Origin of the sequence: Massilia sp. CFBP9012 (assembly GCF_034045115.1) — a bacterium.
Classification (GTDB): Bacteria; Pseudomonadota; Gammaproteobacteria; order Burkholderiales; family Burkholderiaceae_D; genus Telluria.
The window spans coordinates 1-24,233 of sequence record NZ_JAXCWM010000009.1 but is presented as its reverse complement, the minus strand read 5'-3'; the positions used below and the strand labels follow the sequence as shown (position 1 = coordinate 24,233).

At 66.1% G+C, this 24,233-nt stretch carries 20 protein-coding genes; 2 read left to right on the top strand and 18 right to left on the bottom strand.

Annotated elements, in window-relative coordinates; translation table 11 throughout:
* Window positions 1-3 precede the first annotated feature (3 nt).
* Window positions 4-795, bottom strand: a complete 792-nt coding sequence (locus SOM61_RS16060) for a cysteine hydrolase family protein (RefSeq protein WP_475439530.1) — start codon at window positions 793-795, stop codon at window positions 4-6.
* A 267-nt stretch (window positions 796-1,062) separates the two neighbouring features.
* Between SOM61_RS16060 and SOM61_RS16055 the strand changes: the two genes are divergently transcribed.
* Window positions 1,063-1,653 carry a nitroreductase family protein gene (locus SOM61_RS16055; protein ID WP_320475008.1) on the top strand — a complete coding sequence of 197 codons (591 nt, stop codon included), beginning with the start codon at window positions 1,063-1,065 and terminating at the stop codon, window positions 1,651-1,653.
* A 12-nt stretch (window positions 1,654-1,665) separates the two neighbouring features.
* Here the strand turns inward: SOM61_RS16055 and SOM61_RS16050 are convergent, their stop codons facing one another.
* The 17 genes from SOM61_RS16050 to SOM61_RS15970 all read right to left on the bottom strand — a co-directional run bounded on the left by SOM61_RS16050 (window position 1,666) and on the right by SOM61_RS15970 (window position 20,841).
* Window positions 1,666-1,911 carry a hypothetical protein gene (locus SOM61_RS16050; protein WP_320475007.1) on the bottom strand — a complete coding sequence of 82 codons (246 nt, stop codon included), beginning with the start codon at window positions 1,909-1,911 and terminating at the stop codon, window positions 1,666-1,668.
* A gap of 29 nt (window positions 1,912-1,940) precedes the next feature.
* Window positions 1,941-4,430, bottom strand: a complete 2,490-nt coding sequence (locus SOM61_RS16045; RefSeq protein WP_320475006.1) for an adenosylcobalamin-dependent ribonucleoside-diphosphate reductase — start codon at window positions 4,428-4,430, stop codon at window positions 1,941-1,943.
* Between the two features lie 89 nt (window positions 4,431-4,519).
* Window positions 4,520-4,891, bottom strand: coding sequence for a putative zinc-binding protein (locus tag SOM61_RS16040; protein ID WP_320475005.1), 372 nt, complete (start codon window positions 4,889-4,891; stop codon window positions 4,520-4,522).
* 9 nt (window positions 4,892-4,900) lie between these two features.
* Window positions 4,901-5,389 (bottom strand): ubiquinone anaerobic biosynthesis accessory factor UbiT, encoded by a 489-nt coding sequence (ubiT, locus tag SOM61_RS16035; protein WP_320475004.1) that lies wholly within the window; start codon window positions 5,387-5,389, stop codon window positions 4,901-4,903.
* Window positions 5,390-5,421: 32 nt separating this feature from the next.
* Window positions 5,422-6,321: a U32 family peptidase gene (locus SOM61_RS16030; RefSeq protein WP_320475003.1), complete on the bottom strand. Its 900-nt coding sequence runs from the start codon at window positions 6,319-6,321 to the stop codon at window positions 5,422-5,424.
* A 5-nt stretch (window positions 6,322-6,326) separates the two neighbouring features.
* Window positions 6,327-7,364 (bottom strand): ubiquinone anaerobic biosynthesis protein UbiU, encoded by a 1,038-nt coding sequence (gene ubiU / locus SOM61_RS16025; protein ID WP_320475002.1) that lies wholly within the window; start codon window positions 7,362-7,364, stop codon window positions 6,327-6,329.
* Between the two features lie 75 nt (window positions 7,365-7,439).
* A complete protein-coding gene (locus SOM61_RS16020) occupies window positions 7,440-7,844 on the bottom strand; it encodes a ribonucleotide reductase subunit alpha (RefSeq protein ID WP_320475189.1) in 405 nt (134 codons plus the stop codon).
* A 15-nt stretch (window positions 7,845-7,859) separates the two neighbouring features.
* Entirely contained in the window at window positions 7,860-8,612 is a 753-nt protein-coding gene (locus tag SOM61_RS16015; RefSeq protein ID WP_320475001.1) for a peptidylprolyl isomerase, read from the bottom strand.
* Between the two features lie 11 nt (window positions 8,613-8,623).
* A complete protein-coding gene (narI, locus tag SOM61_RS16010; protein WP_320475000.1) occupies window positions 8,624-9,307 on the bottom strand; it encodes a respiratory nitrate reductase subunit gamma in 684 nt (227 codons plus the stop codon).
* Window positions 9,308-9,320: 13 nt separating this feature from the next.
* Entirely contained in the window at window positions 9,321-9,980 is a 660-nt protein-coding gene (narJ, locus tag SOM61_RS16005) for a nitrate reductase molybdenum cofactor assembly chaperone (RefSeq protein ID WP_320474999.1), read from the bottom strand.
* Window positions 9,981-10,000: 20 nt separating this feature from the next.
* Window positions 10,001-11,557, bottom strand: coding sequence for a nitrate reductase subunit beta (narH, locus tag SOM61_RS16000; protein WP_320474998.1), 1,557 nt, complete (start codon window positions 11,555-11,557; stop codon window positions 10,001-10,003).
* A complete protein-coding gene (locus SOM61_RS15995; RefSeq protein WP_320474997.1) occupies window positions 11,554-15,309 on the bottom strand; it encodes a nitrate reductase subunit alpha in 3,756 nt (1,251 codons plus the stop codon). The genes narH and SOM61_RS15995 overlap by 4 nt, the downstream gene beginning before the upstream one ends.
* A 130-nt stretch (window positions 15,310-15,439) precedes the next feature.
* Complete coding sequence (locus tag SOM61_RS15990; protein WP_320474996.1) at window positions 15,440-16,816, bottom strand: NarK family nitrate/nitrite MFS transporter; 1,377 nt, start codon at window positions 16,814-16,816, stop codon at window positions 15,440-15,442.
* Window positions 16,817-16,848: 32 nt separating this feature from the next.
* Window positions 16,849-18,120, bottom strand: a complete 1,272-nt coding sequence (locus SOM61_RS15985) for an MFS transporter (protein WP_320474995.1) — start codon at window positions 18,118-18,120, stop codon at window positions 16,849-16,851.
* Window positions 18,121-18,423: 303 nt separating this feature from the next.
* The gene (locus SOM61_RS15980) at window positions 18,424-18,633 is read right to left on the bottom strand and encodes a cold-shock protein (protein ID WP_123070176.1); all 210 of its coding nucleotides are present in this window, start codon (window positions 18,631-18,633) and stop codon (window positions 18,424-18,426) included.
* 247 nt (window positions 18,634-18,880) lie between these two features.
* Window positions 18,881-19,234: a hypothetical protein gene (locus tag SOM61_RS15975; protein WP_320474994.1), complete on the bottom strand. Its 354-nt coding sequence runs from the start codon at window positions 19,232-19,234 to the stop codon at window positions 18,881-18,883.
* Between the two features lie 2 nt (window positions 19,235-19,236).
* Window positions 19,237-20,841 (bottom strand): methyl-accepting chemotaxis protein, encoded by a 1,605-nt coding sequence (locus tag SOM61_RS15970; RefSeq protein ID WP_320474993.1) that lies wholly within the window; start codon window positions 20,839-20,841, stop codon window positions 19,237-19,239.
* Between the two features lie 426 nt (window positions 20,842-21,267).
* Between SOM61_RS15970 and SOM61_RS15965 the strand changes: the two genes are divergently transcribed.
* Entirely contained in the window at window positions 21,268-23,745 is a 2,478-nt protein-coding gene (locus SOM61_RS15965) for a PAS domain-containing protein (RefSeq protein ID WP_320474992.1), read from the top strand.
* Window positions 23,746-24,233 lie beyond the last annotated feature (488 nt).

Sequence of the window (24,233 nt, the reverse complement as noted above, 5' to 3'; positions counted from 1 at the left end):
GCCTTACTTGCCGCCCTGGAGCTTTTGTACAGTCTGGTCGGTGGTCCACAGCGCGTTGGCGATGTAGCGGTAGTTGACCAGCGCGCTGGCGTAGCCGTCGCCTTCCGGCGTCTTGGGGCCGGCGACCGCATCGCGCACCACGGCCACCTCGAAACCGCGCTCGAGGAATTCGCGCAGGTGCGACTCCACGCACAGGTTCGACAGCATGCCGGCCAGGATGATCTTGTCCACGCCCTGCTTGCGTAGCTGGAGCATCAGGTCGTTCGACTGCGGGCCGTACAGCTTGTGCGGCGAGGCGACGACGGTCTTGCCGTCCTCGATAAACTGTTTGAACTCGGGCATGAAGTCGGCGCCGGAGCCGCGAAAGCCATCCAGGCTCAGGGCGCTGGGGCGGTCGAAGATCTTGATCTTGTGCTGGAAGATCTCGGCCGGGCCGCCGTGCTTCCAGGCGTGGTCGTGCGGGTAGTAATAGTGCGGCGAGATCGACACCACGATGCCGGCCGCCTTCGAGGCCTTGAACAGCTTGGTCAGGTTCGGCACCAGGTTCTGCTCGGTGACGCTTTCGCCGACCACGCCCCAGGCCGCGCCCTTGGCGCTCATGAAGTCGATCTGCGGATCGATCACGACCAGCGCCGTGCGCTTCAGGTCGAGCTGCATGCCCGGATCGGGCAGGGCCGGCTTGGCGGGATCGGCGTATTTCGCGGGGATCTGGGCGGCGGCGCCGGTGGCGAAAAGGGCGCCGGCGAGGACGCAGGCGAGTGCGCGGCCGATGGTGGATGGTTTGGTGGTCATCATGGTTCTCCTTGTGGATGGAGCTCCATTACATCCCTGCGGCGCCTGGCTCGCCAGCCCATATTTGGCGAGCCTGGCGTCCCCCTGATTCTGGATGGCATTTGTGGCCGAAAACGTGGTAAAAATAAGTTTTCGGACGTGACTTCAGATGGCGCCGGAAACTGACCCAACGCCCGCATTCCGCAGGCTGGGCGCGCATGGCGACGGTAGCCATTCGAACTACGCCATACGGCATCTGCAGGCTGGCGCCGCTCTCGTTATACTGCGCGCATGAACATTCCCCAATCCGACGCCGGCGGCGATTTCCAGGCCCTCGTGGCGGCGCGCCGCAATTTCACGCTGCGGCGCCTGCACGCGCCGGGGCCAGATGCGCAAGCGCTGGAACGCATGGTCGAAGCGGCGGCGCATGCGCCCGACCATGGCCTGCTGCGGCCGTGGCGCTTCGTGCTCATCCCGCAAGATCGGCGCGCCGACCTGGGCGAGGTGTTCGCCGAAGCCCTGGCCGAGCGCGACCCCGGCTGCGGCGAAGAAGCGCTGGCCACCGCGCGCGACAAGGCGCAGCGTGCGCCTTGCCTGCTGGTGGCGGTGCTGCGCGACGATGCGGCGGCCAAGGTGATTCCCGTGTCCGAAAAGCTGGTTTCGCTCGGCTGCGCCTTGCAGAACCTGCTGCTAGCGGCCGGCGCGGCGGGCTTCGCGACCGGCCTGGCCAGCGGCGCCGCCATGGACGCGCCGGGCATGAGGCGCCTGTTGCGCCTGGAAGCGCACGAGCGCGCGATCTGCTTCATCGGCGTGGGTACGGCGGGAATTGAAAAACCGCCGCGCCCGAGGCCGGACGCGGCGGATTACCTGAGCAGCATCTAGACTCCTGCGGCGCTAGGCCCCGCCGCAGGCGCCGCAGCAGCCGCCAGCGCGCGCTTGGCGCACCGGGAAGCCCGCGCGCGTGGCCGTGATGTCGATCTCGCGCGACGAGGTCAGCTCGCCGTCGTACAGCACCCTTACCTGGCTGGCGCCGGCATTGGCTTCGACCGCGTTCACGCCGGGGATGGCGCGCAGCCAGTACAGGATGTGGTCGGCGCCGGGCTGGTCCAGCGCGGCGTCCAGTTGCAGTCGGTGTTCCATGATTGGATCCTTTCGGTGGTGATGAACGGTCAGCCGCAGCTGCCGATGTAATGGCATTCGGCGCAGTGCGCGCAGCCATCGACCTTGTGCAGGGCGCGGGCGCCGCATTCCGGGCACTTGGCGGCGGCCGTGCGCGGCTCGACGGAGATGCTTTCAGCATGCGGCGCCGGCATGGCTTCTTCATGGTCCGCCGCGCGCGCCGCCAGTGCGCGGTCGAGCTGATCGACCGGAACCTGGTTGCCCCAGGTGTCCAGGAAGCCGCGCCGGATCAGCATCCGCTGCAGCATGAAGGCGATCGCCGCCACTTCGGAATCGTGGTAGACCGGTACCTGGACGCCATCCTCGCGGATCAGGTGGCCGCAGCGCACCGGACCTTTTTCCCACACCACTTCGCGCATGTCGGCCAGGGCCTTGGCCACCGGGCTGCCGGCGCGCGCCGCCAGCGACAGCAGGCGCATGGTCGAGGTGATCCATTGGTGGCCGTCGCTGCGCTGGTTGGCCGGCATGAAGAATTCGAAGGGCCGCTCGATGGTCACCGCTCGCCCGTCGTGCAGGCCCTCCACGCGCAGGAAACTGATGGTCAGGTAGACCGCCTTCTTGCCTTCCTGGGTCGTGTACTCGACCTTGGAGGTGAGCGACTCCAGCTCGCCCAGCGGGCGAGATTCAAAGCGCTTGCGCAGCGGATCGTCGTCCGACGGCGCGGGCGAAGTCGATGCCGGGGCCGGCGCCGGCGTTTCCACGCTCAGCACGCTGCCGGTGACGCTGTTCGGACGGTAGGTGGCCAGGCCTTTCAGGCCGGCGCGCCAGGCCTCGGTGTACAGGTCCTTGAATTCGGCATAGGGATAATCGGCCGGCACGTTGACGGTCTTCGAGATCGCCGTGTCGACATAGGGCTGCACCGCCTCCATCATGCGCAGGTGGTCGAGCGCCGCCATCTCGAGCGCGGTGACGAACTGCGGCGGCAGCGGCTCACCGTCGGCCTGGAGACCGAGGTGACGATACAGGCGCCAGGCGTGGTCCGCGACCTCATAGGTGCGGATGGAGTCGTCCGGCATGCGCTTCCTGCGCTGGTACACCCACGAAAAAGCCGGCTCGATGCCGTTCGAGGCATTGTCGGCGAAGGCCAGCGAGATGGTCCCGGTCGGCGCGATCGACAGCAGGTGCGAATTGCGGATGCCGTGGCGCGCGATGTCTTCGCGCAGCGCATCCGGCAGGCGGGCGACGAACTGTCCGGCCAGGTAGCGCTCGGCGTCGAACAGCGGGAACGGACCCTTCTCGCGGGCCAGCGCGATCGAGGCCGCATAGGCGGCGTTGCGCAGCTCGCGCGCGATGCAGGCCGCCATGGCGCGACCTTCCGGCGCGTCGTAGCGCAGGCCGAGCATCACCAGGGCGCTGCCCAGGCCCATGAAGCCCACGCCGATGCGGCGCTTGCTGGCGCCTTCCTCGGCCTGCTGCGGCAGCGGCCACTGGTTGGCGTCGAGAACCAGGTCGAGCATGCGCACGCCGATCGCGGCGACTTCGCGCATGGTGTCGAAGTCGAAGGCGGCGCCGGGGGTGAAGGGCTGGCTGACGAAGCGGGTCAGGTTGAGCGAACCGAGATCGCAGCAGCCATAAGGCGGCAGCGGTTGCTCGCCGCAGGGATTGGTGGCCGCCAGCCGCTCGCACCAGTACAGGTTGTTTTCTGCGTTCATGCGGTCGATGAACAGCACGCCCGGCTCGGCGTGGTCGTAGGTCGAGCCGACCACCTTGTCCCACAGCGTCCGGGCCGGCACGCTGCGGTATACCCACAGGCCGTCGTCGCGCTGGAAGGCGCCGGCGTCGATGGCGTCCTGGGCCGGCGGGGCGCGGTGCACCAGCTCGACGGCTTCGTCGGCCAGCACCGCCTCCATGAAGGCGTCGCTGACGCCCACCGACAGGTTGAAATTGCTGAAGGCGCCGCCGTCCTTGGCGGCGATGAAGCGCTCGATATCGGGATGGTCGATGCGCAGCACGCCCATCTGGGCGCCGCGGCGGGCGCCGGCCGATTCGACCGTGCGGCAGGAGGCGTCGAACACTTCCATATACGACACCGGGCCGGAGGCGCGCGAGTGCGTGCCCTTGACCAGGCTGCCGGCCGGGCGGATCGGGCTGAAGTCATAGCCGACGCCGCCGCCGCGGCGCATGGTCTCGGCGGCTTCCGCTACCGCCGTGTAGATGCCGGGCAGGCCGTCGGCGTCGCCGGTGATCGAGTCGCCCACCGGCTGCACGAAGCAGTTCATCAGGGTGGCCTTGATGCCCAGGCCCGCGGCGGAGTTGATGCGGCCGGCCGGCACGAAGCCGTGTTCCTGGGCCCACAGGAAGCGCTGCTCCATCTCGGCGCGCAGGGCTTGCGGCTCATGGCTTGCCAGCGCATGCGCCACGCGGGCGCGCACTTCCTCGATCGAGGTTTCCAGGCCGCGCGCGTATTTTTCGCGCAGGACGTCGGTCGATACCTCTTGTGGAGGCATCGCCGCGGTAAACAGGTGGTCTTTGGCGTTCATCGAATTCTACGGATCGTGGATCGTTCGATCCTGTGGGTTAGGTGTTCGTCCACTATCCGCGCTTCGGGCGCCCGGCGCCTTGAACCGGTTCAAGATTCCGACAGCGTGGCCAGGTCTTGTGCGATCAGCGCCGTCATCGTGCGCGCCTGGTCCGGATCGACGTCATGGTGAAAGCGTTTCTTGACGCCGTGTTCGGCCAGCTGCCAGTGCAGCTGGGGCTCGATGCCGTGCCGCGCCAGGCAGCTGCGGGCGCACAGCAGCGGGCAGCCGTCGATCACGGCCAGCGGCCGGCCGGATCGCGCCAGCTTGAGGATCGGCTTGACGTCGCCGCCGATGCCGGCGATGCAGGACATCTCGGCCACGCCCATGCGGTCGAGTTCGAGGGCGACCTGGTTGGCGGTCTGGGCGGCGCTGGAACAGCCCGAGCACGAATACACGATGGGGAAAGTCGACTTGTCCATGAGGGCCTTTCAATGGGGACGGGGCGGTACGCCGGGGCGCCGCGGGATGAGCGACGCCAGCACCCGGTGCGGCGCCAGCCGGGCCGGGTCGAACACCGGGCCGTCGATCGCGTCGAGCGTGTTCTTGATGGTCAGCCCGAGTTCGGTGTCGCCTTCCATCAGCAGGCGGCGGCTGAAGAACAGGGTGTCCGGGTCTTCCTTGCGTGCAGCCAGCTGGGCAAAGTCGTGCAGGCTGGCGCTGATGGTGAGGTCGGGCGCCTGGCTGCGCGCGGCCGGACCGAAGGCGCTGCCGTTCCAGACGAAGTCGAAGGCGAGGCCGGTATCCGGCGCGCACAGGCGCAGGCGCTTGCCGCGCAGGACGGCGCGCACGTCGTCGGGCAGGTGGCGCACCAGCGCCAGGTTGAGCGCGGTGGCGAACAGGCGCGAGCCGGGGGCGGCCGGCAGCAGGGACAGCAGGCGCTTGAGGGGAGCGGGCAGGGGCTGCGATTCAGGGTGCATGGCGGTTCCTTGTCGTGTGGTCGGGCGGCGGTTCAGGCAGCGACGCGTTCGAGTCCCGGCCGGCCATGCCAGAAACCGTCGCAGGCCTCGGCCGGCATCAGGGGCGCCATGCGCGCGGCCGCATCGCCAGGGGCAATGGCGCCGTCCAGGGAGGCGCGCACCAGGGCCACGATGGCGGGCATATTGTTCGATTGCGGGCTGAGACGCACCACGTCCACGCCCATGGCGCGCATGGCATCGAGCTCGCCCACCAGGTTGTAGACCAGGGCCGACTGGGTCTGGATGCCGTTCAGGACCAGGAAGGATTGTTTTTCACGGGTCTGCATCACCAGCCCGTCCGGATGCTCGATGCAGCTGAAGCGGCAATCGTCCTTCGGCAGGTTGCGCTGGCGCGCGGTGAAGCAGCGCGCCGAGAAGGCGAGCGGCAGGCGGCCATAAGCGAATACCTCGGTCTCCAGGCCTTCCGGACAGTCGGCCCGAAGCGCGGCCAGCAGCGCGGCCAGGCCGGCTTTCGACATCTCGAGCGGCATTACCCAGCGGGTGGCGCCCAGGCGCGCCACGATGCCGAGCGACTGGGCGCTGTACAGGTTCAGGTGCGGCCCGGCCACGAAGGGTTGGCCGCTCATGCAGTTGACGGCGCCCATATCGTTGGCCTCGACCAGGAAGCGGCCGTTGGCGGCGACGCGGCGCATGGCGCCAAGGTCGGAATGGGATTCGATCAGCACCTGGGTCGACAGCACCACCTGCTTGCCGGCCCCCTGCAGCAGCTCGGCCAGGGCCAGCCAGTCGGGCAGGCGCAGCTCGTGGCGGCGCGAGCACACGGCCTCGCCGAGATGGACGATGTCGACCGGGCTGGTGGCGAGCGCCTCGTAGAAGGCGAACACGGTGGCGCGCGGCCAGTAGTACTGGAGGGGGCCAAGAGAGATCTTCATATTCTTTATTTCCAGGGACGGTGATAGGCGCCCAGCGTGTGCTGGCGTCCTTCGGCCACCTTGTCGAGTTCCGCCATCCAGGCCGGCTTGAGCGAGAAGCGCTGGCCCGACAGGCAGGTGTCGATCGCCTCGCGCCAGACGCGCGTCACCTGGGCCACATAGGCCGGGCTGCGCTGGCGGCCCTCGATCTTGATCGCGCGCGCGCCGAGGGCGGCCAGCTGGGGCAGGAGCTCGAGCGTGTTCAGGCTGGCCGGCTCCTCGACCGCGTAATAGGTCTCGTCGCCGACGTCGAAGCGGCCCTTGCACAGGGTCGGATAGCCGGCGTGCTCGCCATCGTCGTAGCGGTCAATCAGCACCTCGTTCAGGCGCGCCTCCAGTCCCTTGGGCGTGTGCTGCCAGCGCACCGCCTTGGCAGGCGAACAGACGCCGTGGGTGTTTGGCGACTCGCCCGTCACATAGGACGACAGCTGGCAGCGGCCCTCGACCATCACGCACAGGCTGCCGAAACCGAACACTTCGATCTCGACCGGCGTGCGGCCTATCAGGTGCTCGACCTGGCCCAGGGACAGCACGCGCGGCAGCACCGCGCGTACGATGCCGAAGTGGCGGTGATAGAAATCGATGGCTTCCAGGTTGGTGGCCGAACCCTGCACCGACAGGTGCAGGCGCAGCCCGGGATGGACCCGCGCCGCGTATTCCATCAGGCCGGGATCGGCCAGGATGACGGCGTCGATGCCGAAGTCGGCGGCGCGGTCGATAGCGGCGCGCCAGGCATCCCAGCCGGCCGGCTGGGGATAGGTGTTCAGGGCCAGGAAGACCTTGCGGCCGCGCCGGTGGGCATAGTCTATCCCGGCGCGGATGGCGGCATCAAAGAAGTTCAGGCCGGCGAAGTTGCGGGCATTGGTGGCGTCGCGAAAGCCGAGGTAGACGCAGTCGGCGCCGTTGTCGACGGCGGCCTTGAGGGCGGGCAGGCTGCCGGCGGGGCAGACCAGTTCAATGGGGGGGCGGATGGTGGTGGGGAGTTCGGCAGGTGTCGGTGTCATGGGCGATGCAGGTTGATGGTGCGTGCCGTGACTGTAGCGACCCGGGGTTCCGGGCGCATTGAACTGGTTCAAGGACTACGTGAGCCGCAGCACCTTGCCATCGGCATCGAACGCCAGGAAGCGTTCGACGGCCCCGCGGTGCACGGCATCGATCATCATCTTGAGCGCGCGTTCGACATCCGGGGCGGTGGGCAGGGCGCCGTCGATGCCCGGCAGGGCGGCGACGAAGGCGATGTCCCATGGCTGGCCGGTCTGCTGCGATTCGCGCACCAGCGTGGCGAAGTCCAGCAATTCGTCGACCGCCTTGTCGACGCACATCACGGGCGCCAGCGCGCCTCCCTGGCCGGCCTCGAAACGCTTCTTCTGGCCAGGTGTATGGTTGAGTGGCAGCTCGCGCGCGGCGAACACGAACAGCAGCCGTTGCGGCTCGTCCTGGGCGCGTGCGGCCAGGAGAAAATCGTTGAAGTCGGTGATCTGCATGGTCAAGTCGCCCCCTTACTGCACCAGCGGCGTGGCGGCGCCTTCGAGCGTCACGCCCTGGACGTCGGCGCGGCCCACCAGCAATTGCAGGTACTGGTGCACGCCGCGCTGCCAGGCCGCCGTGGCCAGGTAGTCGGCGATCCGCTTGCGCACCGCCTCGAACGGCAGCAGGCGACCCGCGACCCGGCGCTGCACCTGCACGATGTGCAGGCCGAAGCGGGTCTCCACCGGGCGCTCGGCCAGCTGGCCTTGTTCCAGGCGGAACACGACGGCGTCGAACTCGGGCACGCACTGGCCGCGCGCCAGTTGGCCCAGGCTGCCGCCGACGGCGCCGGACGGGCAGTTCGAGTACTGGCGCGCCAGTTCGTCGAAGCGCTCCGGCGCCGCCTTGAGCGCCGCCAGCACCGACTCGGCGGTCTCGCGCAGCAGTTCCAGCGGCGCGTTGGGCGTCACCTGGAACAGGATATGGCGCGCCTCGACCAGTTCGCCGTTGGTGAATTGCTGTGGATTGGCGGCGTAGTAACGAGAGCAGGCGACATCGTCGGCCTGCGGTACTTTCACTTCGCTCGCCAGCAGCGCCTCGATGCACGCATCCTCGTCCTCGCCCAGCATGCACAGGCCGAGGCGGTCGGCCTCTTGCAGCAGCAGGGTGCGCAGCACCACTTCGTGCACCGACTGCTTGAGCGGGTTGTCGGCGTGCTGGTGATGCGCCAGTTCGCGTTCGATGACGTGGTCGTCGATGTCGACGCCGTTGACGGACAGTCCCATGATGCAGCTCCTTAACGTGGACGGACCAGCTGGAAGGCGCGGCCCAGGTAAGCCAGGGCGCCGAAGCCGCTCCATACGTGCACCAGGCGGGTGAACGGGAAGATCACGAACAGCGACATGCCCATGAACAGGTGCAGCTTGAAGATTACTGGCGCATCGATCACGTAGGAGGCGGCGTCGCCGCGGAAGGTCACGATGTGCTGGGCCCAGCGCATCAGGCTGACCATGGTTTCGCCGTCGAGGTGGTCGAAGGAAGTGAAGATCGAGCCCAGGCCCAGCAACAGGGTGCCCAGGATCCACAGCAGCACGATCTTGTCCTTGAAGGTGGTGACGCGGCGCAGGCGGTCGCTGGTGAAGCGGCGCACCAGCAGCATGGTGATGCCCACCAGGCAGATCAGGCCCATCACGCCGCCGCCGGCCATGGCGACGATCTGCTTGGTGCTGTGGGCGATGCCCATGGTGTCCCATACCCAGACCGGGGTGAGCAGGCCGACGGCATGGCCGAACAGCAGGCCGATGACGCCGATGTGGAATAGCGCGCTGCCCCAGCGCAGGCTGCCCCGGTGCAGCACCTGGGTCGATTCGGATTTCCAGCTGTACTGCTCGCGGTCGAAGCGGATCAGGCTACCGAGCAGGAAGATCGCCAGCGCGATATAGGGATAGATCCCGAAGAAGAATTGGTTCACGTAGTCCATGATGGTCTCCTGTTCAGGCGGATACCGGAGCGCGGTGGGCGCCTTGCGGATAGAAGTTGATCGGTTGCGCGCCACCTGGCGCGTGCTTGAGGAGTGGCTCGACTCCGTCAACGCCAGGGCCGAAGGTCTCGAGCGCCTCGTCCATGTCCTTGATCGGCGGTTCGGAGAGTTCCTCCGCCAGCACGGGGCTGAGCTGTTCCAGCACGTCGAACACGCAGGCGTAGACGTTGCCGTTGGCTGCCAGCTTGTTGCCGATATGGGCCAGCACATGGACGGCGTCGCCCAGCAGCGGGCCGGCGTCAAGCTCGCCTTCGAGCTGGGACAGGAACTCCAGGAACAGCGGTACGAAGTCGGGCAGTTCGTCGCCCTCCATCTGCAGGCCGTGCTTCTTGTATTCCTCCATCAGGTCGACCATGGCCTGGCCCCGGTCGCGCGACTCGCCATGGATGTGCTCGAACAGGTGTAGCGAGTGCGAAGGCGTGCGATCGAAGGTCTGCACGTAGTACTGCTGCAGCGTGATCAGGTCTTCGTTCGCCAGATGGGTCAGCAGCGGCCGCAGGGCGGCGCGCATGCCGGGCCTGGCGTCAAGGCCGGCTTCCACCTCGGGCAGTGCAGCGACCAGCTCCGGCTCGGGGTAGAGCAGCACGGCGGAAAGGATGCGGTAGTGTTTCATGATGTGACGTTTCCTCTGTTTCAGGCCTGCTCGGCTTCTTTTTTCTTGCGCGACTTGGGCATCGAGACGAAGTGGGTCGAGCCCTGCTTCTTCTTACCGAACAGCGAAGCGTCGCTGACGCCGTCCGAGCAGCCGTTGCCGAACGAGAAACCGCACGAACCCTTGTCGTTGAAGCTGTCCTCGGCCATCTCCTTGTGACTGCTCGGGATCACGAAGCGGTCTTCGTAGTTGGCGATGGCCATGATGTGGTACATGTCCTCGACCACTTCCTGGGACAGGCCCACCTGGCCCAGCACCTTCAGGTCGGGCTGACCATCGACTGTCTTTGCCCGCATATAGGCGCGCATCGCCAGCATGCGGTCGAGCGCGTGGACGATCGGCGCTTCCTTGCCGGCGGTGAGCAGGTTGGCGAGATAGCGCACCGGGATGCGCAGGCTGCGGGTGTCGGGCAGGATGCCGTTCATGCCCATCTTGCCGCTTTCGGCCGCGGCCTGGATAGGCGACAGTGGCGGGATGTACCACACCATCGGCAAGGTTCGGTATTCGGGGTGCAGCGGGAAGGCGATCTTCCATTCGACCGCCATCTTGTACACCGGCGAGCGCTTGGCCGATTCCAGCCATGCGTCCGGGATGCCCTGGCGCCGCGCTTCGGCGATCACCTCGGGGTCGTGCGGATCGAGGAACAGGCCGAGCTGCGATTCGTACAGGTCCTGTTCGTCGGCCACCGAGGCGGCGGCTTCGATCTTGTCGGCGTCGTACAGCAGCACGCCCAGATAGCGGATGCGACCCACGCAGGTTTCGGAGCACACGGTCGGCTGGCCGGCCTCGATGCGCGGATAGCAGAAGGTGCACTTCTCGGCCTTGCCCGACGACCAATTGTAGTAGATCTTCTTGTATGGGCAACCCGAGATGCACATGCGCCAACCGCGGCACTTGTCCTGGTCGATCAGCACGATGCCGTCGTCCTCGCGCTTGTAGACCGAGCCCGATGGGCAAGATGCCACGCACGCCGGATTGAGGCAATGCTCGCACAGGCGCGGCAGGTACATCATGAAGGTGTTCTCGAAGGTCGAGTACATCTCTTTCTGCACATTGTCGAACAGCTTGTCCTTGCTGCGCTTGGCGAACTCGCCGCCCAGGTCATCTTCCCAGTTCGGGCCCCACTCGATCTTGTCCATCTTCTTGCCGGTCAGGACCGACACCGGACGCGCGGTGGGCGGGGTTTCGCTCAGGGGCGCGTTCTGCAGGCGCTCGTAGTCATAGGTGAACGGCTCGTAGTATTCGTCGATCGCCGGCAGGTTGGGGTTGGCGAAGATGTTCGCCAGGATTTTCAGGCGCGAGCCCTGGCGCGGTTCGATCTTGCCCGCTGCGTTACGCTTCCAGCCGCCGTTCCACTTGTCCTGGTTTTCCCATTCCTTCGGATAGCCGATGCCCGGCTTGGTCTCGACGTTGTTGAACCAGGCGTATTCGACGCCGTCGCGGCTGGTCCAGACGTTCTTGCAGGTCACCGAGCAGGTGTGGCAACCGATACATTTGTCCAGGTTCAGGACCATCCCGATTTGTGCTCTGATCTTCATGCTTGACTCCTGTTGTTCTCAACCGCCCCTGGCCGTGCCTTGATGCCGGGATCGCCGTTCGGACGCGACTCGTCGCGCGCGCCTTCCATCCACTCCACGTCGCGCATCTTGCGCACCAGGACGAATTCGTCGCGGTTCGAGCCGACCGTGCCGTAGTAGTTGAAACCGTACGACAGCTGGGCATAGCCGCCGATCATGTGGGTCGGCTTGGTGACGGCGCGGGTGACCGAGTTGTGGATGCCGCCGCGCTTCTTGGAGAGTTCGGCGCCCGGCACGTTCACGATCTTTTCCTGGGCGTGGTACATCAGGGTCATGCCCTCGGGGACGCGCTGGCTCACCACGGCGCGCGCGGTCAGGGTGCCGTTGACGTTGAACACCTCGATCCAGTCGTTGTCCTCGATCCCGGCATTTTTCGCGTCGATCTCGGACAGCCACACGTGGGGGCCGCCGCGCGACAGGGTCAGCATCCGCATATTGTCCGAATAGGTGGAGTGGATGCCCCACTTCTGGTGCGGCGTGATGAAGTTCAGCGCGATCTCCTTGTTGCCGTTCGGACGTGCATTCAGCAGCGCGTCGGTGGTCTTGGTATCGATCGCGGCCTTGTACACGCACAGTCCCTCGCCGAAGTCGCGCATCCAGGCGTGGTCCTGGTAGAACTGCTGGCGACCGGTGAGGGTGCGCCATGGGATCAGTTCATGCACGTTGGTGTAGCAGGCGTTGTAGCTCACTTCCTCGCTTTCCAGGCCCGACCAGGTGGGCGACGAGATGATCTTGCGCGGCTGCGCCTGGATGTCGCGGAAGCGGATGCTGTCGTGCTCGCGCGGGATGGCCAGGTGGGTGTGGTCGCGCCCCGTCATCTTCGACAGCGCATCCCAGGCTTTCACCGCCACGTGGCCATTGGTCTCGGGCGCCAGCGACAGGATCATCTCGGCGGCGTCGATCGCGGTGTCCAGGCGCGGCTGGCCCTTCGAGACGCCATCGGCCAGCACGGTGCGGTTGATGCCGCGCAGGACGTCGACTTCGTGGCCGGTCTTCCAGCCGATGCCCTTGCCGCCGTTGCCCACTTTCTCGAGCAGCGGTCCGATCGAGGTGAATTTTTTATAGACGTCCGCGTAGTTGCGCTCGACCACCGTCATGCTTGGCATGGTCTTGCCCGGAATCGGTTCGCACTCGCCGGCGCGCCAGTCCTTCGGATCGAAGGGTTGGCCCAGTTCGCCCGGGGTGTCGTGCATCAGTGGCGTGAGCACCAGGTCTTTTTGCGTACCCAGGTAGGCGCCGCCGATCTCGGAGAACTTGGCGGCGATGCCCTTGTAGATCTCCCAGTCCGACTTCGATTCCCACAGCGGCTGCACGGCTTCGGACAGCGGGTGGATGAAGGGGTGCATGTCCGAGGTGTTCAGGTCGTCCTTCTCGTACCAGGTGGCGGTCGGCAGCACGATGTCGCCGTACAGGCAGGTGGTGGACATGCGGAAGTCGAGCACCACCAGCAGGTCGAGCTTTCCTTCCGCGGCAGGGCGCACCTTGACGTCGCGCGGCTTGACGCAATCGTCTTCATCGCTCATCAGGGCGTTCTGGGTGCCGAGCAGGTACTTCAGGAAGTACTCGTGGCCCTTGCCCGAGCTGCCCAGGATGTTGGAGCGCCACACGAACATATTGCGCGGGAAGTTCTTTGGATTGTCCGGGTCGTCGCAGGACAGGTTCAGCTTGCCAGCCTTGATCTGGTCGACGGCGTACTTGACGGGATCCTCGCCCGCGCTTTCGGCGGCCCTGACGACGTCGAGCGGATTGGTCTCGAGCTGCGGCGCCGATGGCAACCAGCCCATGCGCTCGGCCTTGGCGTTGTAGTCGAGCAGGGACATCTCGGCCCGTTCGCCGTCTGCGGTCGGGCACAGGATCTCGGAGGTATTGAGCTTCTCGTGGCGCCACTGGCTGGTGTGGGCGTAGAAGAACGAGGTCGAGTTCATCTGGCGCGACGGCCGGTTCCAGTCCAGCGCGAAGGCGAGCGGGGTCCAGCCGGTCTGTGGACGCAGCTTTTCCTGGCCCACGTAGTGCGACCAGCCGCCGCCGCTCTGGCCGATGCAGCCGCACATCATCAGCATATTGATGATGCCGCGGTAGGTCATGTCCATGTGATACCAGTGGTTCAGGGCGGCGCCCACGATCACCATCGACTTGCCGCGGGTGCGGTCGGCGTTGTCGGCGAACTCGCGCGCCACGGTGATCACATCAAGCGCTTTGACGCCGGTATGCTTGACCTGCCACGCCGGGGTATAGGGCAGGTCTTCGTCATAGCTCTTCGGGGTATTCGGGCAGATGCCGCGGTCCACGCCGTAGTTGGCCATCGACAGGTCGAACACGGTGGTGACCAGGGCTTGCTGGCCGTCGGCCAGGGTGACCTTTTTCACCGGCACCTTGCGCACGAGGAGGTCGTCGGCATCCTTGCCGCCGAAGTAGGGGAAGCCGACGCTGACGATGTCGTCGTGCGCGTCCAGCAGCGACAGCTGCGGATCGATGGCGGCGCGCGAGCTGCCATCCTTCTGCTCCAGGTTCCACTTGCCGGTTTCGCCCCAGCGGAAGCCGATCGACCCACTCGGGGCGACGATCTTGCCGGTAGCCCCGTCGAGCACCAGGGTTTTCCACTCCGGGTTATTGGTCTCGTCGAGGTTGTTGGCTAGGTGCGAGGCGCGCAGGAAGTAGTCGGGCACGAGCCGGCCGTCTTTTTCCTTGAGCATGACCAGCATCGGGAAGTCGGTGTACTGCTTGGCGTATTCATTGAAGTACGCCGATTTGCCGGTGGCGTGGTATTCCTTCATGATGACGTGGCCCATGGCCATCGCCAGCGCGGCATCGGTGCCCTGTTTCGGCGCCAGCCAGATGTCGCCGAACTTGGCCATTTCGCCAAAGTCCGAGGACACGGCCACGGTCTTGGCGCCCTTGTAGCGTACCTCGGTATAGAAGTGGGCGTCCGGGGTGCGGGTCATCGGCACGTTGGAACCCCACACCATCAGGTAGGTCGAGTTGTACCAGTCGGCCGATTCCGGCACGTCGGTCTGTTCGCCCCAGACTTGCGGGCTGGCCGGCGGCAGGTCGCAGTACCAGTCGTAGAAGCTCATGGCCACGCCGCCGATCAGGCTCAGGTAGCGGGTGCCGGCGGCATAGCTCACCATCGACATGGCCGGGATCGGCGAGAAGCCGATGATGCGGTCAGGCCCGTATTCCTTGATGGTGTGGGCGTTGGCGGCGGCGATCATCTCGTTGACGTCGTCCCATTTGGCGCGCACGAAGCCGCCCTGGCCGCGGATCGACTTGTAGCTGCGCGCACGCTCCGGGTCCTGGCTGACCCAGGCCCAGGCCTGGACAGGATCCATGGTCTGGCGCGCTTCGCGCCACATCTGCATCAGGCGGCCGCGCACCATCGGGTGCTTGACGCGCTGGGCCGAGTACACATACCACGAGTAGCTGGCGCCGCGCGGGCAGCCGCGTGGCTCATGGTTGGGCAGGTCGGGACGGGTGCGCGGGTAGTCGGTCTGCTGGGTTTCCCAGGTGATCAGGCCGTTCTTGACATAGACCTTCCAGCTGCACGAGCCGGTGCAGTTGACGCCGTGCGTCGAGCGCACGATCTTATCATGCTGCCAGCGCTGCCGATAGGCGTTTTCCCAGGTGCGGTCTTCCTCGACCACGGCCCCATGGCCGTTCGAGAAGGTTTGCTTCGGTTTGCCGAAAAAATTCAGGCGGTCCAGAAAGTGACTCATGATTTCTCCATTGGTGCGTACAGCCTGGAACCAGTGTAGGTTTGCGCTGCGACGCCGGGTATTCGCAGGAAGTCGGTCGGTGCCGTCGCATCGGGACTAGACCGACTAGTCCTTTCGATCTAATGAAAAACTAGCAAGGCATCTCTGCGCCCTTGCGCGAGTAGTACCACCAGGTGATCGCGATGCAGGTCGCGTAGAAGCCGATAAAGCACCACAGGGCCGCGCCCGGGCTGCCGGTGAGGGCGATCGAGGTGCCGTAGCTCTTGGGGATGAAGAAGGCGCCATAGGCCGCCACCGCCGAGGTGAACCCCAGCACGGCGGCGGCTTCCTTGTTGGCGTTGACGACCGCCTGCTGCTGCACGGCCTCGGGCTTGCCCTTGGCGGCGCGCTGGTGCAGGGTCAGGAAGATCACCGGGATCATGCGGAAGGTCGAGGCGTTGCCGACGCCGGTGCAGGCGAACAGCGCCATGAACATCCAGAAGAAGCCCCAGAAGTTCCCCGCATTGCCCTGCAGCGGCAGGAACTGCAGCACGCCGATCACGGCCGCGATCATGGCCACGAAGGTCCACAGGGTGACCACCGCACCACCCAGTTTGTCCGAGATCCAGCCGCCGGCCACGCGCGCCAGGGCGCCGACCAGCGGGCCGAGGAAGGCGTACTGCAGCGGGTCGACTTGCGGGAACAGGGTGGTCGTCAGCAGCGGGAATGCGGCCGAATAGCCGATGAAGGAACCGAAGGTGCCGACGTACAGCCAGCACATCAGCCAGTTGTGCTTGCGCCGGAAGATCACGGCCTGCTCGGCGAACGAGGCCTTGCTTGATGCCAGGTCGTTCATCCCGAACCATGCGGCCAGCGCGGTCAGGGCGATGAAGGGCACCCAGATGAAGCCGGCGTTCTGCAGCCACATCTCCTTGACCACGCCGGCCTTGGTCCAGGTCTGCGGGTCGCCGCCGAAGACGGCGGCGGTGATCACCAGCGGCACCACGAACTGCACCGCCGACACGCCCAGGTTGCCGAGACCCGCGTTCATGCCGAGGGCGTAGCCTTTCTGCGCCTTGGGGAAGAAGAAGCTGATGTTCGCCATCGACGAGGCGAAGTTGCCGCCACCGAAGCCGCACAGCAGGGCCAGCACCAGCATGGTGGGGTAGCCGGTGGTCGGGTCCTGGACCGCATAGCCGATGCCGATCGCCGGCAGCAGCAGCGAGGCGGTCGAGATGGCGGTCCATTTGCGTCCGCCGAAGATCGGCACCATGAAGGAATAGAAGATGCGCAGCGTGGCGCCCGACAGGCCGGGCACGGCGGCCAGCCAGAACAGCTGGTTGGTGCTGTAGGTGAAGCCGATGTTCGGCAGGTTGACCACGACCACGCTCCACACCATCCAGACCGCGAAGGCCAGCATCAGGGCCGGGATCGAGATCCAGAGGTTGCGGTTGGCGGTGGCCTTGCCCTGGCTTTGCCAGAAGGCGGGAACCTCGGGTTCCCAGGTCGAGATGAGATAGCGGCTCACATTGTTCTCCAGATGGTTTTAGTAGGGTGATGTCAGGCCGCGCGCCCGAGCGCTGCCGCCTGGGCTGCCGGGGTGTCCTGGCGGCCGGGCTTGAACGAGAAGTGCATCCAGACCAGCGAGACGCAGACGGTCCCGTAGAGCAGCATGAAGGAGCTGGAGCGGATGCCGGTGAGGTCGACCACGGCGCCGAACATGATCGGCAGGATGAAGCCGCCCAGGCCGCCGGCCAGGCCGACCACGCCCGAGACGGCGCCGATGTTGTCGGTGAAGTCGTCCGAGATGAACTTGAAGACCGAGGCCTTGCCGATGGCCATGGCGACGCCGACCACGAACAGCAGCACGGTGAACATGACCGGGCCGAGGCCGATGTCTAGGCCCATCGCGCCCTCGACAGTCTGGATGGTCATGCTGGTCTGCGGATACGAGAGGATGAAGAAGCACACCCAGCACACCCACATCACCCACCAGGTGACTTTATAGGCGCCGTATTTATCCGAGATCCAGCCGCCCAGCGCGCGCAGCACGCCGCCCGGCAGCGAGAAGCAGGCGGCCAGCAGGGCGGCCAGCTTGAGGTCGAAGCCGTATTCGCCCACGTAGTACTTGGTCATCCACAGGGCCAGGGCCACGTAGCCGCCGAACACCACCGAGTAGTACTGGCAGTAGCGCCACACGCGCGGGTCTTTCAGGACCTGCATCTGCTGGGCGAAGCTGACGCCGGTGGGCGCCTTGTGGGCCGGATCGGAGTAGGAGCAGAACCAGAACAGCAGGGCGGTGCCGAGCATCAGGGCGGCGTAGGCGTGAGGCAGCGCCTGCCAGCCCCAGGCCGCGATGATGGCCGGGGCCACGAACTTGGTCAGGGCCGAGCCGGAGTTGCCGGCGCCGAACACGCCCATCGCGAAGCCGCGCCGCTCCTGCTTGAACCAGCGCGCCACATAGGGCGTGCCGACCGAGAACGAGCCGCCGGCCAGTCCGACGAACAGGCCGCAGACGAGGAAGTGCCAGAATTCGGTGGCGTAGCCGATCATCCAGATCGGCAGTACGGAAGCCAGCATCAGCAGGAAGAACACGATGCGCCCGCCATGTCGGTCGGTCCAGATCCCGAGCGGGACGCGGATCAGGGAGCCGGTGAGGACGGGCGTGGCGACCAGCAGGCCGAATTCGGTTTCATTGAGGCCGAGCTGGGCCTTGATCGGGATGCCCAGCACGGCGAACATCATCCAGATGGCGAAGCAGATCGTGAAGGCGAAGGTGCTGCTGACCAGGACCGCGAGCGGCCGCCTGTCACGATGGTTATTGGTTCCCATGTTTTTCTCCTTGGGTGGTGGGACGATTACCACCAAGGTTAGGGATTGCGGACGTGCGCGGCCATTCGCCGGAGGTCGGCTGGCGGGAGCAACAACGACCTAGGGAAGGTCGGCCGGATGGACTATAAGGCGGGAGGGAGGCTAGATACTTGGGCGTAGATGCGGTTTGCGTCTGAAGCAACAGTGCGATGGGCGGCGCCAAGCAAAAAGCCCGCCAAAATGGCGGGCTCTCAGGTGCTTGCAGCCTGCGGCAGCCTCGCCCACGCTATCTGCGTGGTGCGCGCCGCCGCCGGGCTTTTCAGATCAGATGGCGAGAATGTTTCCTGCTTTATCGCCTTTAGGTCCGGTCGAGCGCACGAAGGACACGCGCTGGTTTTCGGACAGGCTCTTGAAACCTTCGGATTGAATATCCTGGAAATGCGCGAATAAATCGGCGCCGCCTGCATCAGGAGCGATGAAGCCGAAGCCCTTGGAATCGTTGAACCATTTTACGGTGCCGGTTTGGGTAGTCATTTGATATTTCCTTTTGCATTAAATTGAGCAAGATTGCTCGGATGCACATTCGACCAAGAAAAGGTGTAACGGGAGGGAATCAAACGCGAATGCCAAACGGCGAGACTGGAGAGAAAATCCAACAATAACAACGACTTGATGTAGTGCAGAAATGAAAGATACACGACTTCGGTGGAATGTCCTAATTGTTTCTGAATTTAATTGGCCGTAAATGATGAGTGGTTTTTACGCAAATCAAGGGTGGCTGTTATGATGAAAAATCTGGTGCGATGCGATTGGCGCAACGTCGGGAAATGGGAAAATAATAATGACAAAAAATCGCCTTGGGGATTTTATCCGGGATAATCTGGAACCTATCCTGCAAGCCTGGGAAGATTTTGCGCGCACCATCGAGCCGCCCGCACTGACCATGGACGATGTTGAACTGCGCGACCACGCCAATTAGATGCTGCAGGCCTTTGCCAAATACCTGGCTCAGCCGCAGAACAAGGCCGAACGCAGCGCCAGATCGCGCGGCCATGGCAAGCGCGAGCGCGCCGATACCGCAGCCGAAGTCCACGCCGAAGCGCGCCTCGACCGCGGACAACGGCACGACCTTCACTCTCACGCTGCCGCGACGCCAGATCGCGTGAGCGCGCGCCGCGCGAGCGCCCCGTTGGCGGCGTCCCCGAGACGGAACACCGCCACCGCCTGCGCCAGCCCCGCCGCCTGTTCGCGCATCGTCTCCGACGCCGCCGCCGACTGCTCGACCAGCGCCGCGTTCTGCTGGGTGACCGCATCCATCTGGCCCACCGCTTCGCTGATCTGCTCGATGCCGGCCGACTGCTCGATCGCAGCGCTGGTGATCTCGCCCATGATGTCGGTGACCCGCTCCACGCTGCGCAGGAGCTCGTCCATGGTGGCGCCGGCCTGCGCGACCAGGGCCGAGCCGTCGGCCACGCGCGCCGACGAGTCGCCGATCAGGCCCTTTATTTCCCTGGCGGCCGAGGCCGAGCGGTGCGCCAGGTTGCGCACCTCGCTGGCAACGACGGCGAAGCCGCGTCCCTGTTCGCCGGCGCGCGCCGCCTCCACCGACGCGTTGAGCGCCAGGATATTGGTCTGGAAGGCGATGCCGTCGATGACGTTGATGATGGCGCCGATACGCTCGGCCGAGGCGCGGATGGCGTCCATGGTCGCCACCACCTGGCCGACCACGGCGCCGCCCTGTTTCGCGATGCCGGACGCGCTCTGGGCCAGCGCATTGGCCTGGCGCGCATTGTCGGCGCTCTGGCGCACGGTCGACGTCAGCTCTTCCATCGACGACGCGGTTTCTTCCAGCGCGCTGGCCTGCTGTTCGGTGCGGCTCGACAGGTCCTGGCTGCCGGCCGCCACTTCTCCCGCCGCCACGGCGATGGTCTCGGTGCCGGCGCGGACCGTGCCGACGGTGCGCGCCAGGCTGTCGTTCATCGCCCCCAGCGCGGCCAGCAACTGGCCCGTCTCGTCCTGGCCGCAGACGTCGATTGTGCTGGTCAGGTCGCCCGCGGCCACGGTATTGGCCACCTCCAGCGCGCGCCGCACCGGTGTCACGATCGATGCCGTGATCCACCATGCGGTGAGCGCCGACAGCAGCAGCGCCGCGGCGCCGATCGACCAGGACAGCAGCATCGATTGTGTATAGGCCGCGTCGGCCGCCGCCGCCGACTGCGTGGTGAGCGTCTTCTGGTAATCGATCAGCGCCGTGGCCGCACCCTTCAGGCGCGCCAGGATGGGACGCAGCTCGTCGGTCAGGATCGCGCGCGCGCCAGGCAGGTCGCCCCCTTCCACGGTGCGCATCAGCTTGTCCTGGCCCGCAACGTACAGGGCGTTCTCCTTGCGGATCTGCGCCAGCAGCTCGCGGCCGCGGGCGCGGTCGAGCGTGCGGTCGAAATACTGCAAGGTGCGCTCGGCCGCGTCGCGGGCGGCGAGGATGGCGCGGGACTGGGCCGCGCGGTCGTCGGCGTGGTCGGTGAGGATCTGGTTGCGCAGGGCGATCGCGATATCGTTCACGTCGGACAGCAGCTGCTGCGTGGCCTCGATGCGCGGCATGCGCTGGCCGATGATCTCGTCGGTGCTGGCCTTGACGCGGCCGAGCATCGTGCTGCCGATCGCGATCATGATGAGGAGCAGGATGCCTACCAGGCCGAATCCGGCGGACAGCCGTTTTCCAATCGATAAATTTGCTAGTTTCATAGTCGACTTCTTCGTGTTTCGGGTACTGCAATACGGGTTGTGACGCGGGCCGCCATGCGTCATGCGCGGCGGCGCGGCCGGGATGTGGAACGACATGTCGTGTGCTGCCGGGAGAGGCGCGGACGGTCGGTTCGCATGGCTTGTGCGCATCGTTGCAATGCGCGGATCCCGTCGACGAGGAGTGGCAGCGGGGGCTTGGCTGCGTGCTCGCAGTGTAGCAAACGGCATCCGGATAAAAAGTTGATCTAGATCAAATTAAGATGCTTTATGGAAATATCTTACGCGAAGAGGTAGCGCGTTGCGATATCGGGCCGGCGTCTGGCGGCGCAGGTGCATACTTTCCCGAGCGACAACTGTATCCTCTTCCTGTACTATTCTTCGCGGTATTCGCCATTGAGCCGTTCTCTTAACTTCCGCACCGATTGAATGAACACATCCGTATTACGCCAGGCAGGGATGAGCGAGCAGCAATGGCGTGATTCGCCGCTGGGCGACCCGTGCGAATGGCCTCCCGCACTGCGCCTGGCCGCGGCGCTGGTCCTCGAATCCCCGGCGCCGATGTGGCTGGCCTGGGGCGATGCGCTGGCGCTGCTCGCCAACGACGCCTGCGGCGCCTTGCTGCCGTCGCCCGGCGACCGGCGGCCCGGCGCGCCCGCCGCCGAAGCCTGGGGCGACGCCTGGGATGCGCTGAGGCCTGCGGCCTTGCGGGCGCTCGATGGCCAGGGCGGCCGCATCGATGAACTGGAACTGCGCGGCGCCGGTGGCGCCGCGCCGGCCTGGGCGACGTTCGCGTTCGCGCCGCTACGCGACGATGCCGGTCGCGTGCACGGCCTGCTGTGTACGGTGCAGGACGTGAGCGCGACGGTGGCCGCCCGGCGCAGCCTGCGCGAGAGCGAGGCGGCCGCCGCGCGCGGCACCGCGCAGACGCAGGAGACGGCGGAGCGTTACCGGCTTGCCCTGCTGTCGACCAATGACGCCATCTGGGACTGGAATATGGCCGACGGCCACGTCATCTGGAACCAGGCGGTGCAGACGCTGTTCGGCCACCAGTTCGACGCGAGCAGCGCCGACTGGTGGCTCGAGCACATCCACCCCGAGGACCGGCCGCGTATCGACAGCACCATCCACGCGGTGATCGACAGCCAGGGCAGCAGCTGGTCGGGCGAATACCGCTTCCGGCGCGCGGACGGCAGCTATGCCGAGATCTTCGACCGCGGCACCGTGCTGCGCGACGCCGAAGGCCGCGCGCGGCGCATGATCGGCGCCATGCTCGACCTGAGCGAGCAGCGGGCGACCCGGGCGGCGCTGCAGGAAAGCGAGCGCCTGTTCCGCACGCTGTTCGAATCGATCGACGAGGGCTTCTGCGTGATCGAGTTCCTGGACGGCCCCCATGGCCCGATGAGCGACTATGTGCACGTGCTGGCCAACCCCGCCTATGCGGCCAATGCCGGCATCGATGACGTGGTCGGGCAACGGGTCCGGGACATGGTGCCGCTGGAGGCCGAGGGCTGGATCGAGATCTACCGCCAGGTGCTGCTCGAAGGCCAGCCGATCCGCTTCGAGCGCGAGCTCGAACACACCGGACGCTTCCTCGAGCTGGCGGCGTTGCGCATCGAGCCGCCCGAGCGGCGCCAGGTCGCCGTGCTGTTCCAGGACATCACGCAGCGGCACCGCGCCGAGGTGGCGCTGCGCGACATGAACGACACCCTCGAGCGCCGCGTGGCGAGCGAACTGGAACGCCACGCGCGCATGGAAGAAGCGCTGCGCCAGTCGCAGAAGATGGAGGCGGTCGGCCAGCTCACCGGCGGCATCGCGCATGATTTCAACAATATGCTGGCGGTGGTGTCGAACGCGATGGAGCTGCTCGGCCGGCGCCTGGGCGAGGGCGACGAACGCGCCCAGCATTACGTGGCCATCGCCAAGGGCGGCGTGCGGCGCGCGGCCCAGCTGACGCAGCGGCTGCTGGCCTTCGCGCGCCAGCAGCCGCTGCAGCCTGAATCGTTCTCCGCCAACGACTTGGTGGCCGGCATGTCCGAGCTGATCCGGCATTCGCTCGGCGGCAGCATCCGCGTCGAGCTGGAGCTGGGCGGCGCCCCCTGGCTGCTGCACGCCGACCATAACCAGCTGGAGCATGCGATCCTGAACCTGGCGGTGAACGCGCGCGATGCGATGGAGCATGGTGGCCAGTTGCTGATCCAGACCGCCAACCGCGTGCTCGACCGGTTCGACTTCGTGGAGCTGGGCGATGCCGCCCCGGCCGACTACGTGATGATCGTGGTGGCCGACACCGGCGCCGGCATGCCGCGCGAGGTGTTGGACAAGGCCTTCGAGCCCTTCTTCACCACCAAGGAAGTGGGGCGTGGCACGGGGCTCGGCCTGAGCCAGGTGTATGGCTTCGTCAAGCAGTCCGGCGGCCAGGTGCGCATCGTGTCCACGCCCGGCGCGGGCACGCGGGTCGAACTGTACCTGCCGCGCCACTTGGAGGCAGCCAGCACGGCCGTGCAGCCGGCGGCGGCGCCGGAGATCGTCCGCGCGCGCGACGGCGAAGTGGTCCTGGTGGTGGACGACGAGGCGGCGGTGCGCAGCCTGTCGGCCGAGATGCTGCAGATGCTGGGCTACACGGTGCACATGGCGGATGGCGCCGCGGCGGCCTTGCGCCTGCTCGACGCGCATCCCGAGATCGACTTGCTGTTCACCGACGTGCTGATGCCCGAACTCGACGGTCGCCAGCTCGCCGCCCGCGCCCTGCAGCGCCGCCCCGGCCTGCCGGTGCTGTTCACCAGCGGGCATACCCGCGACGTGGAGGCGGTCGAGGGCATGCCGGAGCGGGCGCGGACCTTGGCCAAGCCGTTTACGCTGGCCCAGTTGGCGAGCCAGGCGAGGACGGCGCTCGACGGCGAGTGAGACGGGCCGACCCGGCCCCGCTCAGTCGCGTCGCCTCAGCAAGTCATTCCCGCGAAGGCGCACTGGTGTCCGGAATAATTTCGGCCGCTTGAAAAAGGCCGCTGTATAGGAAAAACCACGTCGTTCCCGCCCTCGCCGGGCGCCTTGGCGGGAACCCAAGTGTGCACGGCCAGTGGCCTAAAAATCGACCTCCGATGAACGTTCGGGTCGCGCAAGAGCATGAACATTCTGTGACTTCACTTGGATCCCCGCCTCCGCGGGGATGACGATGCATACGTTGCGTATAAATATTCCGGACGCTAGTGCGCGAAGGCGGGAATCCAAGTTCGTAGCGCAGCCGCTCCGTGGAAGGGCGGCAGTGAAGCATAAGACTTAGATTCCCGCCTTCGCGCTCTGGTGTCCGGAATAATTTCGGGCGCTTGAATAAGCCCGCTTCATAGGAAAAACCACGTCGTTCCCGCGGAGGCGGGAACCCAAGTGTGCCCGGC

What these genes read in the sequence shown, in the direction of transcription:
- SOM61_RS16030 (WP_320475003.1), bottom strand. Translation starts at nt 6,321, where the DNA reads ATGAAGATCTCTCTTGGCCCCCTCCAGTACTACTGGCCGCGCGCCACC.
- SOM61_RS16045 (WP_320475006.1), bottom strand. Translation starts at nt 4,430, where the DNA reads ATGAACGCCAAAGACCACCTGTTTACCGCGGCGATGCCTCCACAAGAG.
- SOM61_RS16055 (WP_320475008.1), top strand. Translation starts at nt 1,063, where the DNA reads ATGAACATTCCCCAATCCGACGCCGGCGGCGATTTCCAGGCCCTCGTG.
- SOM61_RS15995 (WP_320474997.1), bottom strand. Translation starts at nt 15,309, where the DNA reads ATGAGTCACTTTCTGGACCGCCTGAATTTTTTCGGCAAACCGAAGCAA.
- narI (WP_320475000.1), bottom strand. Translation starts at nt 9,307, where the DNA reads ATGGACTACGTGAACCAATTCTTCTTCGGGATCTATCCCTATATCGCG.
- ubiT (WP_320475004.1), bottom strand. Translation starts at nt 5,389, where the DNA reads ATGCACCCTGAATCGCAGCCCCTGCCCGCTCCCCTCAAGCGCCTGCTG.
- SOM61_RS15970 (WP_320474993.1), bottom strand. Translation starts at nt 20,841, where the DNA reads ATGAAACTAGCAAATTTATCGATTGGAAAACGGCTGTCCGCCGGATTC.
- SOM61_RS16040 (WP_320475005.1), bottom strand. Translation starts at nt 4,891, where the DNA reads ATGGACAAGTCGACTTTCCCCATCGTGTATTCGTGCTCGGGCTGTTCC.
- narJ (WP_320474999.1), bottom strand. Translation starts at nt 9,980, where the DNA reads ATGAAACACTACCGCATCCTTTCCGCCGTGCTGCTCTACCCCGAGCCG.
- ubiU (WP_320475002.1), bottom strand. Translation starts at nt 7,364, where the DNA reads ATGACACCGACACCTGCCGAACTCCCCACCACCATCCGCCCCCCCATT.
- SOM61_RS16060 (WP_475439530.1), bottom strand. Translation starts at nt 795, where the DNA reads ATGATGACCACCAAACCATCCACCATCGGCCGCGCACTCGCCTGCGTC.
- SOM61_RS16050 (WP_320475007.1), bottom strand. Translation starts at nt 1,911, where the DNA reads ATGGAACACCGACTGCAACTGGACGCCGCGCTGGACCAGCCCGGCGCC.
- SOM61_RS15965 (WP_320474992.1), top strand. Translation starts at nt 21,268, where the DNA reads ATGAACACATCCGTATTACGCCAGGCAGGGATGAGCGAGCAGCAATGG.
- narH (WP_320474998.1), bottom strand. Translation starts at nt 11,557, where the DNA reads ATGAAGATCAGAGCACAAATCGGGATGGTCCTGAACCTGGACAAATGT.
- SOM61_RS16020 (WP_320475189.1), bottom strand. Translation starts at nt 7,844, where the DNA reads ATGCAGATCACCGACTTCAACGATTTTCTCCTGGCCGCACGCGCCCAG.
- SOM61_RS15985 (WP_320474995.1), bottom strand. Translation starts at nt 18,120, where the DNA reads ATGGGAACCAATAACCATCGTGACAGGCGGCCGCTCGCGGTCCTGGTC.
- SOM61_RS15980 (WP_123070176.1), bottom strand. Translation starts at nt 18,633, where the DNA reads ATGACTACCCAAACCGGCACCGTAAAATGGTTCAACGATTCCAAGGGC.
- SOM61_RS16015 (WP_320475001.1), bottom strand. Translation starts at nt 8,612, where the DNA reads ATGGGACTGTCCGTCAACGGCGTCGACATCGACGACCACGTCATCGAA.